This window comes from Rhodococcus aetherivorans (assembly GCF_011058165.1).
Classification (GTDB): domain Bacteria; phylum Actinomycetota; class Actinomycetes; order Mycobacteriales; family Mycobacteriaceae; genus Rhodococcus; species Rhodococcus aetherivorans.
Genome location: NZ_JAALEG010000112.1, coordinates 1 through 16,234, shown reverse-complemented (window position 1 = coordinate 16,234; position 16,234 = coordinate 1). Strand labels below are relative to the sequence as shown.

The following is a 16,234-nucleotide window of genomic DNA, read 5'->3' as shown; positions in this document are numbered from 1 at the left end:
GCAGGGGCGACGTCCTCACGGGTGGGGTTCCCGGTCATCGTTTCTCGTACCCTTCGTCGGCTGGATCGGGCTCGCCGCGGAAGCGGTGCAGGAGACGACGGCCCGCCAGGAACAGCAGCAGCGCCCCCGCACAGCCGGTGACGATCGCGAGAACCTGGCCGTATGCGTTGGACCGTACCGTCACGTTCGTCGGGGTGCCGAGCGGCAGCCCGGACTCCGTGGTCAGGGCGAACTCGACACCGATCTTCCGCGAGTCGCTGATCTGCGCCGGCACCGTGAGGGTGCGGCTGCCGCGCGGGGGCAGCTGGGTGGGTCCGATGTCGGTGATCTTCATCGCCGACGGCGCGTCCACGTGCAGCCGCACGGTGATGCCCACGGGCAGATCGTTGCGCGCGACCAACAGTAGGGGACTCTGTTCCGAGGTCAGCGTGTAGACACCGCCCGGTGAGAGCACGGTCACTCCCGCGAACATCCCGTCGACGGCGTCGCGTACCTCCTCGCCGCGCTGCCCCGCGTCGCGCGCGGCGGCGCCGGGGTCGGGCCCGCGCCGGCCCGCCAGGCTCATCGCGCGCAGCAGGTCCTCGCGCAGCGGTGCGGTGAACTGCTGCGGTGTCAGCTGCGCCTGCGGATCCTCGACGAGCGCCTCCTGGAACGAGTCGAGCCGGGGTGCCTGCTCGCGGGCCGCGTCGATCACCTCCGCCGACGCACCGTCGACGATGGCCTGCTCCGGGTAGGACAGCGCGACGGTGGGGGCGTCCCCGGCGGCGGGTGCGAACAGGGTGTCGAACGGACGCGGGGTGGCCAGGCCGGAGCGGATCAGGGTGCCGACCATCGACAGGACCGCGGCGGCGTCGTCGCCGGACGCACTCCACGACTGCGGCGGCACGAACAGCGCGGAGCCCGGGGCCGCGGACGCGCCGTCGCCGGTGGACACGGTCCGGGTGGCGCTCTCCGACGTGCGCAGCGCGGACCAGCTCAGGGCGCCCAGCGCGTCCTGCAGCCGGGCGCCCGGGGAATCCTCGGTGAGGTCGTAGCGGGCGTCCTCGGCGGTGAACGACGGCGTCTGGGGAGCGTCGCCCAGCGCGGCGAGCGCGGTGGCGGCGGCGCTGTCGAACAGGACCGTGGACAGGCCGTCCACCCCCCGCACGGGCATCGGACCCGTGCCCGCGTCCGAGTCCGCGGCGTCGACCGCCGTGTCGGCGAGCAGGGTCGTCACCGGGCCGTCGGCGGCGAGCAGCGCCCCCGCCTGCTCGGTGAGCACCCCGGCGTCGGGCCAGACCACGTCCTCCCGGGTCGTGGTGATTCCGAGGATCGTGTTCACGATCTCGGTCGGGGCGGCGAGCGCGGGCCCGGCGAGAGAGGCGTCGTCGAGTTCGGCGAGGGCGGCCACGTCGACCTGGGCGAAGGGCACCGCGACCGTGCACATCGACGCGGCCAGGGTGCGCAGCCGTTCCAGCCACGCGACGGCCGCGGCCGTCCCCTCCCCGTCGTGGGCATCGCCCCTCGGTTCGGCCGTGTCCTCGACCACCAGGTAGCCGCGGGTCATGTTGGCGACGGTGACGAGCAGATCGGGGTCGACGGCCAGGCACATCGCGTCGGCGACGCGGCGGTCCTCGGCGGTGGCCGCGCGCTCGGCGGCGTCGAGCAGTCCGTCGAGCCGGCCGCCGTCGGCGAGCGACGTCGCGAGGTCGTCGTCGACGAGACGGACCGGGTCCGTCGCCGATCCGGGCACCCCCGCCGCGAGGCGCGGCCGGTCCGCGAGCGGCCACAGCATGGTGACCCCCACGGGTGCGGACGTGTCCGGGGGCACGGGCCGGCTCTCGCTGCTCTCGCCCGTGGGCACCCCCAGCACGGGCAGCAGGAACCGGGCGTCGTCGAGCCGTGCCTGACCGCCGTACTCGGGAGCTCCGTTGACGTTGACGAGCAGCGGATACACCCCGGGGGTGTCGATACCCAGCGAAGGGCTGTCGGCCGAGCGCAGCGCCAGCTCGAGGCGGAACTGCCGTTGCTCACCCCGCTCGAGGACGTCGGTGACCGATTCGAACGGCCCGGTGCGGTCGTAGGCGGTCTGATCCCAGGTCAGCGCCGTGCGCAGCTCCTCGGCGGAGCCGACCGCCGGGGCGCGCTGCAGCCGCACGGCGATGTCCTCGACATCGCGGTCGCCGACGTTCTCGAGCGTGCCGGTCACGGTCACCACCGGCTCGCTGCTGGTGGACATCGTCGTCGGCGTCACCGAGTCGATGCGCAGCTCGAGGAAGCGCGGGGCGTCGGACGCGTCGCTGCGCGGCTGGGCGACGGCCACACCCGCCGTCGTCAGGACGAGCGCGAGCACGGCGAGAACGGCCGCCGCGGCCCGGCGAGCTGCCGAGGTCATCCGAGACGGGCCTCCGGTCCGCCGGGTCCGAGCAGCATCGACGGATCCATCTCGGCGATCAGCTGGTCGGCGACGTCGGCGAGCCTGCGCTCGTCCGCATACGCCAGGCGCGAGCGCAGCTCCGGCAGCGGCACCCAGGCCACCTCGGTGACCTCGACGTCGGCGTCGGAGAGCTCGCCGTCCAGGTAACGCAGCAGGTAGTGGTGCACGGTCTTGTGGACGCGCCGGCCCTCGGTGACGAACCAGTAGTCGATGCTGCCGAGCGTGGCGAGGACGGTGCCGTGGATCCCGGTCTCCTCGTGGACCTCGCGCATCGCCGTCTGCTCGGCGGTCTCGCCCTTCTCGATGTGTCCCTTCGGCAGCGACCACAGCAGCCGGCCGCGCCGGTCCGTGCGGCCGATCAACGCCGCGCACAACTTGTCGGGGGGCCCGCCGAGGCCGTCGACCACCAGTCCCCCGGCCGATGTCTCGCGGACCGTGCGCAGGTGAGGCTTCGCCGCGTCGGAGGTGGCCCGGCCACCGGACTTGGCGCCCGCGCCACGCCGCCGCGAGGTGCGGCGGTTGCGGTTGGCACGTTCTGCGGGCGACACCTCATCGATACTAGTTGGCGGGACGTGCCCGGCGGTCCAACCAGGCACGTCCGGATCGCGCGACTGCGCGTTCGGCCACCTCGGTAAGGTTCGAAGACGTGAACTCTCCCTCCACCGACACCGAGCGGCGCGCCCGACTGCTCGCCGGCGCCGACGCGACGCTGCGTGCGCTGTCGGACATCCTGGCCCCGCTCGGTGAGCGCTTCACCGCCGCCGGTCACGAGCTGTACCTGGTGGGAGGGAGCGTCCGCGACGCGGTGCTCGGTCGCCTCGGCACCGACCTGGACTTCACCACCGACGCGCGGCCCGAGCAGGTGCAGGCGCTGCTGCGCGGCTGGGCTGACCACCAGTGGGACACCGGCATCGACTTCGGCACGATCAGCGCGGTCAAGGGCCCGGAGCAGATCGAGATCACCACGTTCCGCAGCGACGCGTACGACCGTGTCACCCGCCACCCGATCGTCGAGTACGGCACCAGCCTCGAGGACGACCTGATCCGCCGCGACTTCACCGTCAATGCCATGGCGGTACGGATCGGCCCGACCGGCGCGGAGGACTTCGTCGACCCGCTCGGCGGGATGGACGCCCTGCTCGCCGGGGTCATCGACACCCCCGCGATGCCGAGCGAGTCGTTCCACGACGATCCGCTGCGGATGCTGCGCGCGGCGCGGTTCGTCTCCCAGCTGGGGTTCGGGCTGGCGGAGCGGGTGCACGACGCGATCGTGGCCATGGGCGACGAGATCCTGCGGATCAGCGCCGAGCGGGTGCAGGCCGAGCTCGACAAGCTGATCCTCGGTGCCTACCCGATCGAGGGCATCGACATCATGGTCGAGACCGGCCTCGCCGAGCGGGTGATCCCGGAGATCCCGGCGATGAAGCTCGAGATCGACGAGCACCATCAGCACAAGGACGTGTATTGGCATTCGCTGACCGTGCTCAGGCAGGCCATCGACCTCGAGGACGGGGATCCCGATCTCGTGCTGCGCTGGGCGGCCCTGTTGCACGACATCGGCAAGCCCGCCACGAAGCACAACGAGCCGGGCGGCGGCGTCAGCTTCCACCACCACGAGGTCGTCGGGGCCAAGCTGGTCCGCAAACGGATGCGGGCCCTGAAGTACTCCAAGCAGATGGTCGACGACGTCAGTCAGCTCGTGTTCCTGCACCTGCGGTTCCACGGCTACGGCAAGGGCCAGTGGACGGACTCGGCGGTCCGGCGCTACGTGCACGACGCCGGTGACCTGCTGCCCCGGCTGCACAAGCTGGTCCGGGCGGACTGCACCACCCGCAACAAGCGCCGGGCCGCGGCGCTGCAGGCCACCTACGACGATCTCGAGACGCGCATCGAGCGGATCGCCGAGCAGGAGGACCTGGCGAAGGTGCGGCCCGACCTCGACGGCAACGCCATCATGGAGCTGCTCGGCCTGAAACCCGGCCCGCAGGTCGGGCAGGCCTGGAAGTTCCTCAAGGAGCTGCGGCTCGACCGTGGTCCCCTCGACCGCGACGAGGCCGAGGCCGAGTTGCTGAAGTGGTGGGCGCAGCAGCCGAAGCCCTAGCGGCCGGGTAGCCGGACGGGTGAGGGTCCGCGCGACCGCCGCCCGCGCCACCGAACACACGCGCGAGTTCTGATCACGCTGCGGTTACCCAAAGTCGTGACTCATTCCAGAAAAGTGCGTCATAGTATCCACGTGCCCTCGACGCGGGATTACGTGGAGCAGTTGCGTACGGCGGAGCTGCGCGTGACCCGGCCCCGGATCGCGGTGCTGGAGGCGGTGAACCAGCATCCGCACGCCGACACGGAGACGATCTTCGGAGCCGTGCGCACCGGTCTGCCGGAGGTTTCCCGGCAGACCGTGTACGACGTGCTGCACGCCCTGACCGGTGCGGGTCTGGTGCGGCGGATCCAGCCGTCCGGTTCCGTCGCCCGGTACGAGTCGCGTGTCGGGGACAACCATCACCACCTCGTCTGCCGGTCCTGTGGGGCCATCGCCGACGTCGACTGTGCCGTCGGCGAGGCGCCCTGCCTGACCGCGTCCGACCACAGCGGCTTCCTCGTCGACGAGGCCGAGGTCATCTACTGGGGCATGTGCCCCGACTGCTCGGCAGCACACGCTTCGCGATCACATCCGTGATCACCGTCCGATTCACCGAAACCCGGAAGGAAGGGCCGACGTGTCCAACAGTGAAAGCGAAAATCCGGTAATCCCGTCCCCCGAGCCGAAGCCGCATCGGCCCAGGACCAACCGGGACTGGTGGCCGAACCAGCTGGACCTGCAGGTTCTCCACCAGCACTCGCCCCTCTCCAATCCGATGGGCCCGGACTACAACTACGCCGAAGAGTTCGCGACCCTCGACGTCGAGGCCCTGAAACAGGACATCTTCGAGTTGATGACGACGTCGCAGGAGTGGTGGCCGGCCGACTACGGCCATTACGGGCCGCTCTTCATCCGGATGAGCTGGCATGCCGCGGGCACGTACCGCATCGCCGACGGCCGGGGCGGCGGCGGCAAGGGCGCCCAGCGCTTCGCCCCCCTCAACAGCTGGCCCGACAACGCGAGCCTCGACAAGGCGCGGCGGCTGCTCTGGCCGATCAAGCAGAAGTACGGCCGGAAGCTCTCGTGGGCGGACCTGCTGATCTTCGCCGGCAACTGCGCCTACGAATCGATGGGGTTCAAGACGTTCGGTTTCGGCTTCGGGCGCGAGGACATCTGGGAGCCCGACGAGGTGTTCTGGGGACCCGAGGACACGTGGCTCGGGGACGAGCGTTACGCCGGCGACAGGGAACTGTCCGGCCCGTTCGGCGCCGTGCAGATGGGCTTGATCTACGTGAATCCGGAAGGGCCCAACGGTAACCCGGATCCGATCGCCGCGGCCCGGGACATCCGGGAGACGTTCGGCCGGATGGCGATGAACGACGTCGAGACCGCGGCGCTCATCGCCGGTGGTCACAGCATCGGCAAGACCCACGGCGCCGCCACGGCCGACCACGTCGGTCCCGAGCCGGAGGCCGCTCCCATCGAGCAGCAGGGTCTCGGCTGGAAGAACTCCTTCGGCACGGGCGTGGGCGGGGACGCGATCACCAGCGGTCTGGAGGGCGCCTGGACGCCCACCCCCCGGCAGTGGGACAACAGCTTCCTGGAAACCCTGTACGGCTACGAGTGGGAGAAGACCAAGAGCCCCGCCGGTGCGTGGCAGTGGATCCCGAAGGACGGGGCCGGCGCCGACGCCGTCCCCGACGCCCACGACCCGTCGAAGCGGCACTCGCCGGTGATGCTGACCACGGACCTCTCCTTGCGACTCGACCCGATCTACGGACCGATCACCCGGCGCTGGCTGGACAACCCGAAGGAGTTCGAGGAGGAATTCGCGAAGGCCTGGTACAAGCTGCTGCATCGCGACATGGGACCCGTCGCGCGCTACCTCGGACCGTGGGTCCCCGAGCCGCAGCTGTGGCAGGACCCGGTTCCCGCGGTCGATCACGAACTGATCGGAGCGGACGACATCGCCGCCCTCGGGAGCAAGATCCTCGAATCGGGCCTGCCCATCCCCCAGCTGGTCGCCGCCGCGTGGGCGTCGGCGGCGAGCTTCCGCGGCACCGACAAGCGCGGCGGGGCCAACGGGGCACGCATCCGCCTCGAGCCGCAGAAGAACTGGGAGATCAACGAGCCGGGCCGGGTGGCCGAGGTGCTGCAGACCCTCGAACGGATCCAGCAGGACTTCAACGGCGCGCAGTCTGCGAAGAAGGTCTCGCTCGCGGACCTGATCGTCCTGGCCGGCTGCGCCGCCGTCCAGCAGGCAGCGAAGAACGCCGGCGTCGAGATCACGGTCCCGTTCACGCCGGGCCGCACCGATGCCTCGCAGGAACAGACCGATGTGGAGTCGTTCGCCGTGCTCGAACCCGCGGCCGACGGGTTCCGCAACTACCTGCGCGCCGGCGAGAAGCTGCCGCCGGAGCGGCTGATGCTGGACCGGGCGAACCTGTTGACGTTGACCGCTCCGGAGATGACGGTTCTCGTCGGCGGGATGCGTGCCCTGAACGCCAACTTCGGGCAATCCGCCCACGGCGTGTTCACCGATCGGCCCGAGGCACTGACCAACGACTTCTTCGTGAACCTGCTCGACATGCGCACGGAGTGGAAGGTGTCCGAGTCGACCGAGAACGTGTACGAGGGTCGTGATCGTGCCACGGGCGAGGTCAGGTGGACGGCCACGGCCGTCGACCTCGTCTTCGGTTCGAACTCGCAGCTGCGCGGTATCGCCGAGGTCTACGGCAGCGCCGACGCGCAGCAGAAGTTCGTGCAGGACTTCGTCTCTGCGTGGAACAAGGTGATGAACCTCGACCGGTTCGACCTCGCCTGAGCAGCGCTCGATGATCGGCCCCCGGGGCCGATCATCCACACCCCTCGTGCGGCATCCCGCCGGCTGACACAGCCCGCGGGGTGCCGTGCGTCGTTCCGGCGCCCGGGGGCCGCCGATCGGGCCGTTCGGGCCCTCTCACCGCCGCGCGCGGCGAATCGTGAGCCAGATGTCACCGGGGACTCACCACGGTTAATGCCCACGAAACACGGTGTCGGGAGCATGAGACCTGGCCGGAGGAACGTGGCCGACCCAGGTGAGGAGCGGTTCGATGCAGGGCGAGATCACGAAGGTCAAGACCGCCTGCTCATACTGCGGCGTGGGCTGCGGCATGGTGCTCGAGGTCGGCCTCGACCCCGCCACCGGCGCCCGCCGGGTGCTCGACGCGTACGGCGACAAGGAGCACCCCACCAACCTCGGGCGCCTGTGCACGAAGGGGGCGACCAGCGCCGAGATGCTGGCCGCCGGCGGGCGGATGGAGAGCGCGTACCGTCGCGCCGAACGCGGCGGTGCGCCGGTGCCCGTGGAGGTCGACGCCGCGATCGCCGAGACCGCCCGCCGGTTGCGGGAGGTGCTCGACGAGCACGGACCCGACGCCCTGTCCTTCTACGTCTCCGGCCAGATGTCCCTCGAAGCCCAGTACCTGATCACCAAGCTCGCGAAGGGGTTCGTCGGCACCAACAACGTCGAGTCCAACTCGCGGTTGTGCATGGCCAGCGCCGGCACCGGCTACAAGCAGTCGCTCGGCGCGGACGGCCCGCCCGGCTCCTACCAGGACTTCGACCACGCGGACCTGTTCTTCGTCAGCGGCGCGAACATGGCCGACTGCCACCCCATCCTCTTCCTCAGGATGATGAACCGGGTCAAGGCCGGTGCGAAGCTCGTCGTCGTCGACCCCCGCCGCACGGCCACCGCCGAGAAGGCGGACCTGTTCCTGCAGATCGCGCCGGGGACCGACCTGGCGCTGCTGAACGGCCTGCTGCACCTGATCGTCGAGAACGGGCACGTCGACCGGGCGTTCGTGGCGGAATTCACCGAGGGCTGGGACGCCATGCCCGGGTTCCTCGCCGACTACACCCCCGCACGCGTCGCGGAGATCACCGGACTGGCCGAGGAGGACATCCGCACGGCCGCCCGGTGGATCGGCGAGGCCGGTGACTGGATGTCGTGCTGGACCATGGGCCTGAACCAGAGCACCCACGGCACCTGGAACACCAACGCGATCTGCAACCTGCATCTGGCCACCGGCGCGATCTGCCGCACCGGCAGCGGCCCGTTCTCGCTCACCGGCCAGCCCAACGCCATGGGCGGCCGCGAGATGGGCTACATGGGGCCCGGCCTGCCGGGGCAGCGCTCCGTCCTCGTCGACGCCGAGCGGGCCTTCGTCGAACAGCAGTGGGGGCTGCCGCCCGGCGCGATCCCCACCACGGTCGGCAAGGGCACCGTCGACATGTTCGAGCAGATGGCCGCGGGCACCATCCGGGCCTGCTGGATCATCTGCACCAATCCGGTTGCCTCCGTGGCCAATCGACGCACCGTCGTCGATGCTCTCGAGAAGGCCGATTTCGTCGTCGCGCAGGACGTCTTTCTCGAGACCGAAACCACCGCGTATGCAGACGTCCTGTTGCCGGGAGCGCTGTGGGCGGAGTCGGAGGCGGTGATGGTCAACTCCGAGCGCAACCTGACGCTGCTGCAGCAGGCGATCGATCCGGTCGGCCAGGCCCTGCCGGACTGGCAGATCATCGCGCGCGTCGCCTGCGCCATGGGCTACGCCGAGGCGTTCACCTACTCCTGCCCCGAGGAGATCTTCGAGGAGATCACGCGCTTCTGGAACCCCAAGACCGGATACGACCTGCGCGGAATCACGTACGACCGGTTGCGCGAGACCCCCGTGCAATGGCCGTGCCCGCCGGACGCCGCGACCGACCGGAACCCGATCCGCTATCTCAACGACGGGGTGAGCCAGACCCTGCTGAGGTCGGAGGACGGCACCGCCCCCCGGCTGCGGTTCGCCACCGCCACCGGCAGGGCCGCGTTCCACCCCCGACCACACATGCTGCCGGCCGAGATGCCCGACGACGACTTCCCCGTCGTGCTCGGCACCGGCCGCGTCCAGCACCAGTGGCACACTCTTACCAAGACGGGGAAGGTCGCCAAGCTCAACAAGCTGAACCCCGGACCCTTCGTCGAGATCAATCCCGGCGATGCGCAACGACTCTCGATCGTGGACGGTGACCAGGTGGAGGTCGCGTCCCGCCGGGGCCGGGCGGTGCTGCCGGCCGTGGTCACCGACCGGGTACGGCCGGGATGCTGCTTCGCCCCGTTCCACTGGAACGACATGTTCGGGGAGTACCTGTCGGTCAACGCGGTCACCAACGACGCCGTCGATCCCGCGTCGCTGCAGCCGGAGTTCAAGGTGTGCGCGGTGTCGCTGACCAAGGTGGCAACGCCCGCCCGGCCCGAACCGTCGGGTGCACCGGCCGACCGGCTCGCCTCGACGCTCGGACTGGGGGACGTCGCGCCGCCCGTGCTCGATGATCTCGAAAAGCGTTATCTGACTGGATTTCTCACGGGATTCCGGGAGTCCGGACAGGCGGGTGTGCCGGTGCTCCCGGCGTCGGCTCCCCTTCCGGCTGCCACCCGGGCATGGGTGGACGGGCTGCTCGCGGGGCACTTCGCGCACGCCGCACCGGACCGCGACGAGGCCGACGGGGCGCCACCGGTGGTGGTGGCGTGGGCGTCGCAGACCGGCAACGCCGAGGAGTTCGCCCGGATGTGCGCCGAGCGCCTCCGCGCCGCGGGCCGGCCCGCCGCCCTGGTCGGGATGGACGACTACGACGTGTCCGCGCTGACCGGGGTGCGCGACCTGCTCGTCATCACCAGCACCTTCGGCGACGGCGACGCCCCGGACAACGGCACCGCCTTCTGGAACGCCCTCAACAGTGACGACACGCCCCGCCTTCCCGACACCCGCTACGCCGTGCTGGCGTTCGGGGACTCGAGCTACGACGACTTCTGCGGTCACGGCCGCCGCATCGACGAGCGGCTCGCCGAACTCGGGGCCACCCGGCTCACGCAACGGGTGGACTGTGAGCCCGACTACGACGAACCGGCCGGCGAATGGCTCGCCGTCGTCGAACAACTCGTGCGTCCCGACGGTGCCGCACCGGCCGCGCCCACCCCGGGACCCCCGGCGAAGCCCGAACCCGCCTACAGCCGGAAGGTGCCGCTCGTCACCCGGCTGACCCGGAACGTCCCGCTCAGTGGACCGGGGTCGTCGAAGGACGTGCGCCAGTTCGGATTCGAGCTGTACGACCCGGACTTCGTGTACGAGGCGGGAGACGCGCTCGGCGTGATGCCCACCAACGGACCCGAGACGGTCGACGAATGGCTGCAGGTCACCGCGCTCGATCCGGAAACACCCGTGGAATTCGCCGATCTGCCGACCATTCCCCTGCGCGAGGCCGCCACCCGGCACCTCGAGATCGCTCGGGTGACCCCGGAGCTGCTGCGGTTCGTCCACGAGCAGACCCAGAGCACGGAGCTGGCCAAGCTGCTGCGACCGGGTAACAAGATCGAGCTGCAGCAGTGGTTGTGGGGCAAACAGGCGATGGACGTGATCTCGGCGTATCCGTTCAAGGCGCCGATCGAGGAGTGGCTGCCCGTGCTCAAGCGGCTGCAGCCCCGCATGTACTCGATCTCGTCGAGCCCGCGGACCAACCCCCGCGAGGTGCAGCTGACCGTCTCGGTGGTGCGTTACAGCTACGAGGGCATCGGCCGGGCCGGGGTGTGCTCGAGCTTCCTCGCCGACCACAGTCACGGCGTCGACATCCCCATCTTCGTCCAGCGCAGCACCCACTTCCGGCCGCCCCGGACGCCGGACACCCCGATGATCATGGTCGGTCCCGGCACCGGCATCGCGCCGTTCCGCGCCTTCCTGCACGATCGCCGCGAGATGGGCCACACCGGCCGGAACTGGCTGTTCTTCGGCGATCAGCGGTCCTCCACCGACTACCTGTACCGGGACGAGATCGAGGCGATGCACGCCGACGGCTTCCTCACCCGGCTCGACCTGGCCTTCTCCCGCGACCAGCGGCAGAAGGTCTACGTGCAGGACCGGATGCGCGAGCACGGGGCGCAGCTGTGGAAGTGGTTGCAGGACGGTGCCCACTTCTACGTGTGCGGCGACGCGAGCCGGATGGCCAAGGACGTCGACGAGACGCTGCGCGAGGTGGTGCAGGTCCACGGCAGGCTCGACGAGGAGGACGCCGAAACGTACGTCAAGCAGCTCGCCGCTGAGAAGCGCTACGTGCGCGACGTGTACTGATCCGCAAATTCGTTTCCCTACGCTTGATAGGTCCGCAGAAGCGGAAGTAGTGTCTGTTTCGTGACGCAGATTCGCATCAAGGATGCCGCCCGGCTGCTCGGCGTCAGCGACGACACCGTCCGGCGGTGGATCGACCAGGGCGCCCTGCCGGCCGGCAAGGACGGGGCCGGCCGCAAGATCGTCGAGGGGGCCGACCTTGCCGAGTTCGCCCGCCGTCAGGCGGACGAGGCACCCGATCTGCTCGGCGTGGGCAGCTCCGCCCGCAACCGGTTCGCGGGGATCGTGACCCGGGTGGTGTCCGACACCGTCATGGCGCAGGTGGAGATGCAGTGCGGCCCGCACCGCGTCGTCTCGCTGATGAGCACCGAGGCCGTCCGTGAACTCGGCCTCGAACCGGGCAGCCTCGGGGTGGCCGTCGTCAAGGCCACGACGGTGATCGTCGAAACCCCGGCGGGTGCGTCGTGAGACGGCGGGAGGCAGTCGTCGTCGTGCTCTCGGCGCTGATGCTCGCCGCGTGTGGCTCCGGTGGTGACGGCGACCCTGCGCCCGCCACGGCGGTCACCGGCGAGCTGACCGTGTTCGCGGCCGCGTCGCTGCAGGTACCGTTCCGGGAGATCGAAGTGCGGTTCGAGGCCGAAAATCCCGGCACGGATGTTGTTTTCGACTTCGCCGGCTCGGCCGACCTCGTCGCGCGGTTGTCCCAGGGTGCCCCCGCCGATGTCTTCGCCTCCGCCGACACGGCGAACATGACCAGGGCCGTCGATGCCGGTCTCGTGGCCGGCGAACCCGTGAACTTCGCGGCCAACACCCTCACCATCGTCACCGAACCCGGAAACCCCGAGGACGTGCAGACTTTCGCGGATCTGAGTCGTCCCGGACTCGACGTCGTCGTGTGTGCGCCGCAGGTACCGTGCGGCGCCGCGGCCGCCCGCGTCGAGGACGTCGCCGGCGTCACCCTCGAGCCGGTCAGCGAGGAATCCTCGGTGACGGACGTGCTCGGCAAGGTCGCCACCGGGCAGGCCGACGCCGGGCTCGTCTACGTCACCGACGCTCTGCGCGCCGGCGACGACGTGACCGCCGTGCCGTTCCCCGAGTCCGCGGCGGCCGTCAACACCTACCCCGTCGCGGTCCTCGCCGAGGGCGCGAACCCCGTGACGGCGGCGGCGTTCGTCGCGTACGTGACCGGCCCCGAGGGACGACGGATCCTCGCCGAGAAGGGATTCGCGGCCCCGTGACGCGCGTCCGACCGGCCGGGCTGCCGACGTGGATCCACGTCCCCGCGATCGTCGGCGGACTGTTCGTCGCCCTGCCGCTGCTGTCGCTGATCCTCGCCGTCGACTGGCGGCGCTTCCCGGAACTGGTGACGTCCGAGGCATCCCTGCAGGCCCTGACGCTGAGCCTGCGCACCGCGGTGGCCGCCACGGTGCTGTGTGTCCTGCTCGGCGTGCCGATGGCGACCGTGCTCGCGCGCAGCACGGTGCGTTTCCTTCCGGTGCTGCGCTCGCTCGTGCTGCTGCCGCTCGTGCTGCCGCCCGTGGTCGGCGGGATCGCACTGTTGTACACCTTCGGGCGCCGCGGACTGATCGGCGAGCACCTCGAGCTGCTCGGAATCCGTATCGCGTTCTCCACCACGGCAGTTGTCCTCGCGCAGACGTTCGTCGCGCTGCCGTTCCTGGTGATGAGCCTCGAGGGCACCCTGCGCACCGCCGGCACCCGGTACGAGGCGGTCGCCGCGACGCTCGGGGCGCCGCCCACCACCGTCTTCCGCAGGGTCACCCTGCCGCTCGTGCTGCCGGGCCTCGCGTCCGGCACCGTGCTGGCCTTCGCGCGGGCCCTCGGCGAGTTCGGGGCCACCCTCACCTTCGCCGGCAGCCTCCAGGGTGTCACCCGCACGTTGCCGCTCGAGATCTATCTCCAGCGCGAGACCGACGCCGACGCGGCGGTGGCGTTGTCGCTGCTGCTCGTCGTGGCCGCCCTCGTGATCGTCGTCGCCGCGCGGGGGCGGCGGATCGCGGGCGGCCTGTGACCGGCCTGCGGCTGCGGGCCCGGGTCGGGTCCCGCGACGTCGACCTGGCTGTCGCCGTGGAGTCCGGCCGCGTGCTCGCGGTCCTGGGACCCAACGGCGCCGGCAAGTCGACGCTGCTGAACGTGATCGCCGGATTGCTGCAGCCCGACGACGGTCGCATCGAACTCGACGGGTGCGTGCTCACCGACACCGCGGCGGGCGTGGCCGTGCCGCCGCACCGTCGCGGGGTGGCCCTGCTCGCGCAGCAGCCGCTGCTGTTCCCGCACCTGAGCGTCCTCGACAACGTCGCCTTCGCTCCCCGCAGCGCGGGCCGCGGCCGATCGGCCGCCCGCGCCGCGGCGTTGCGGCAGCTCGCCGCCGTCGACGCGACGGAGCTCGCCGACCGCCGGCCGCACCAGCTCTCCGGGGGGCAGGCCCAGCGCGTCGCGATTGCCCGCGCGCTGGCGGCCGACCCGCGTTTGTTGCTGCTCGACGAACCGATGGCCGCCCTCGACGTGACGGCCGCCCCGGCCGTGCGGTCGCTGCTGCGCACCGTCCTGCGCGGTCCGGGACGCACGGCGCTGGTGGTCACCCACGACCCCCTCGACGCCCTGGCGCTCGCCGACCGGGCCGTGGTGCTCGACGACGGCCGGATCGTCGAGGAGGGCACTGTGCGCGACGTGCTGTCCCGGCCGCGCAGTGCCTTCGCGGCCCGCATCGCGGGCCTGAACCTGCTCGCCGGCACCGTCATCGCGGACGGACTCGACACCCCCGTCGGCCGGGTCCGCGGTGTGCTCGACGACGACTGTGCCCCAGGGAATTCGGCGGTGGCGGTGTTCACCCCCGCCGCCGTCGCGGTCTATCCCGGGGAACCCCACGGCAGCCCCCGCAACTCGTTCGCCGTCGTCGTCGGCGAGCTCGAGGTCCACGGTGCCACCGTCCTCGTCCGGGCCGCCGAGTCCGGAATCACCGCCGAGGTCACCACGTCCGCGGCCGCCGATCTCGCGCTCGCACCGGGTGCGACGATGTGGTTCGTCGTCAAGGCCACCGAGGTCCGCATCCATGCCGCCCGCTGACCGAGCGAATGTATCGTTCCGTCGGACTGAGGAGGTGAACGATACATTCGCTCGGCTTACGCTGCGCGCGAGAGTGATTCAGTTCAGGCGGGCGCGCATCAGGTAGACGTTGTAGCTGTCCCACTCGGACACGGTGAAGTACAGGTCCGCGCCGTGGGACCACGGGTGCATGAAGCCGCCGTATGCCTTCGGGTAGTCCGAGGTCCGTACCAGCGTCGCGGCATCGGACCAGACGCCCTGCGGCGAATCCGACTCGCGGAGAACGATGTCGCCCGCGATCGGTTCCAGGTAGCTCATCTGCCAGCGGCCTCGTCCGACGTCGAACCGCACCGACAGCTCGCTCGCCGCGCCGTCGGCGAGCGGGGTGGCGAGCTGCTCGAAGACGGGCATCCAGCGGTCGTGCACCCAGTACTGGTACGCGGAGGGATCGAGCACGTCGTCGACCGGCACGCGGGCCAGGCCCACCGATCCGACGCGGCCGTTCGGAGTGCCGAACATGTAGACGTGGTCGCCGTGCGGCACCATCGTCGCGACCTGGAACCGGCCGAGCCCGAACACGTTGTCCCAGCGGGCATTCAGGTCCTTCGTCCACGTCTGGCCGTGGTCGTCGGAGTAGGCGATGCCGCCGTGGTTGGTGTACCACATGCCCGGCACGACGCTCCACCGTCGCACCGACATGTAGCTCAGGTACTGGCGGTCGCCGATCGCGAAGCCGGAGGTGGGGATGACGGTCGTCTCGAAGTTCTTCACATGCCGGGCGTCGAGGATCTCCGCGGCGTGGCAGGGGCTGTCCTGCACCATCGCGTCGATGGTGAGGCCGTCCGCCAGGTCGGTGTCGCGGCTGAATGCCAGGACGTTGCTGCGCCAGTCTCCGCCGGCCCCGCCCGGCGGCGTCCATTCGAGCCCGAACGTGTCCCCGAAGGCGAGGGCGACCTCGCCGGGGCGCGTCTCCCACACGATGCCGAGGTCGGTGCCGTGCACGGCCCAGCGCGCATCGGTGCGGTTCTCCGAGCCGGGACCGGTCAGCTGGGAGACCAGCTCGACGTCGCCCACGGCGGGGGCGGGCGGCCGGGCGGTGACGGTACCCGGCTCGAACGGCGGATTCTCCCGTGGCGGGGCCGGTGGGACGGGTGCACCCGGCGCGCCGGGCACGGGAATCGGGATCGTCTCCGGCTGCGGATCCAGCTCGACGCGCGGCAGGTAACTCGAGGACCCGCTCGAGCCGGCGGACCCACTCGAGCCACTCGAGCCACTCGAGCCACTCGAGCCGCCGGGCAGGGCGTCGGGAGCGTCCGGCGCGAAACCGAGGTCCGGGCACGGGTCGGCGCACGGGTCGGCGGGCAACGGCTCCTGCGGCACGCGGGTGTTGTCCGGCGCCGGGCCGGGGACCGGGACCGGCACGAGCTCGGGGTACGGCAGGGGGATCTTCACGACGGGGGGGATGTCGATCCGTGGCAGCTGCGGCGCGTCGGGGTCCGGGGGCTCGACCGCGGGATCGAAGCCCGGTTC

11 protein-coding genes are annotated in these 16,234 nt (G+C 70.9%); 8 read left to right on the top strand and 3 right to left on the bottom strand.

The genetic code is table 11. The features are described 5' to 3' along the window. Positions 1–34: 34 nt before the first annotated feature. Both G6039_RS27270 and G6039_RS27265 read right to left on the bottom strand, forming a co-directional pair. A complete protein-coding gene (locus tag G6039_RS27270) occupies positions 35–2,374 on the bottom strand; it encodes a DUF6049 family protein (protein ID WP_006934420.1) in 2,340 nt (779 codons plus the stop codon). Then, the gene (locus tag G6039_RS27265) at positions 2,371–2,964 is read right to left on the bottom strand and encodes an NUDIX hydrolase (protein ID WP_006934418.1); all 594 of its coding nucleotides are present in this window, start codon (positions 2,962–2,964) and stop codon (positions 2,371–2,373) included. The genes G6039_RS27270 and G6039_RS27265 overlap by 4 nt, the downstream gene beginning before the upstream one ends. Before the next feature lie 98 nt (positions 2,965–3,062). Between G6039_RS27265 and G6039_RS27260 the strand changes: the two genes are divergently transcribed. The 8 genes from G6039_RS27260 (at position 3,063) to G6039_RS27225 (ending at position 14,725) form a co-directional block, all read left to right on the top strand. Further along, positions 3,063–4,517 (top strand): CCA tRNA nucleotidyltransferase, encoded by a 1,455-nt coding sequence (locus tag G6039_RS27260; RefSeq protein WP_029546788.1) that lies wholly within the window; start codon positions 3,063–3,065, stop codon positions 4,515–4,517. A gap of 132 nt (positions 4,518–4,649) precedes the next feature. Continuing rightward, the gene (locus G6039_RS27255; protein ID WP_029546787.1) at positions 4,650–5,093 is read left to right on the top strand and encodes a Fur family transcriptional regulator; all 444 of its coding nucleotides are present in this window, start codon (positions 4,650–4,652) and stop codon (positions 5,091–5,093) included. Positions 5,094–5,133: 40 nt separating this feature from the next. After that, positions 5,134–7,320: a catalase/peroxidase HPI gene (katG, locus tag G6039_RS27250; RefSeq protein ID WP_006934414.1), complete on the top strand. Its 2,187-nt coding sequence runs from the start codon at positions 5,134–5,136 to the stop codon at positions 7,318–7,320. A gap of 268 nt (positions 7,321–7,588) precedes the next feature. Further along, positions 7,589–11,644 (top strand): bifunctional nitrate reductase/sulfite reductase flavoprotein subunit alpha, encoded by a 4,056-nt coding sequence (locus G6039_RS27245; RefSeq protein WP_043799122.1) that lies wholly within the window; start codon positions 7,589–7,591, stop codon positions 11,642–11,644. A 60-nt stretch (positions 11,645–11,704) separates the two neighbouring features. Beyond that, positions 11,705–12,109 carry a TOBE domain-containing protein gene (locus G6039_RS27240; protein ID WP_006934412.1) on the top strand — a complete coding sequence of 135 codons (405 nt, stop codon included), beginning with the start codon at positions 11,705–11,707 and terminating at the stop codon, positions 12,107–12,109. Between the two features lie 38 nt (positions 12,110–12,147). Continuing rightward, on the top strand, positions 12,148–12,879 hold the full coding sequence (gene modA / locus G6039_RS27235; RefSeq protein ID WP_051359276.1) for a molybdate ABC transporter substrate-binding protein: 732 nt from the start codon (positions 12,148–12,150) through the stop codon (positions 12,877–12,879). Next, positions 12,876–13,670: an ABC transporter permease gene (locus G6039_RS27230; protein ID WP_006934410.1), complete on the top strand. Its 795-nt coding sequence runs from the start codon at positions 12,876–12,878 to the stop codon at positions 13,668–13,670. Before modA ends, G6039_RS27230 begins: the two co-directional genes overlap by 4 nt. Further along, positions 13,667–14,725, top strand: a complete 1,059-nt coding sequence (locus tag G6039_RS27225; protein WP_006934409.1) for a sulfate/molybdate ABC transporter ATP-binding protein — start codon at positions 13,667–13,669, stop codon at positions 14,723–14,725. The genes G6039_RS27230 and G6039_RS27225 overlap by 4 nt, the downstream gene beginning before the upstream one ends. A 78-nt stretch (positions 14,726–14,803) precedes the next feature. Here G6039_RS27225 and G6039_RS27220 read toward each other — a convergent pair. Beyond that, positions 14,804–16,234, bottom strand: a 1,431-nt coding sequence (locus G6039_RS27220) for a DUF4185 domain-containing protein (protein WP_164528153.1), incomplete at its 5' end; no start/stop codon positions are given.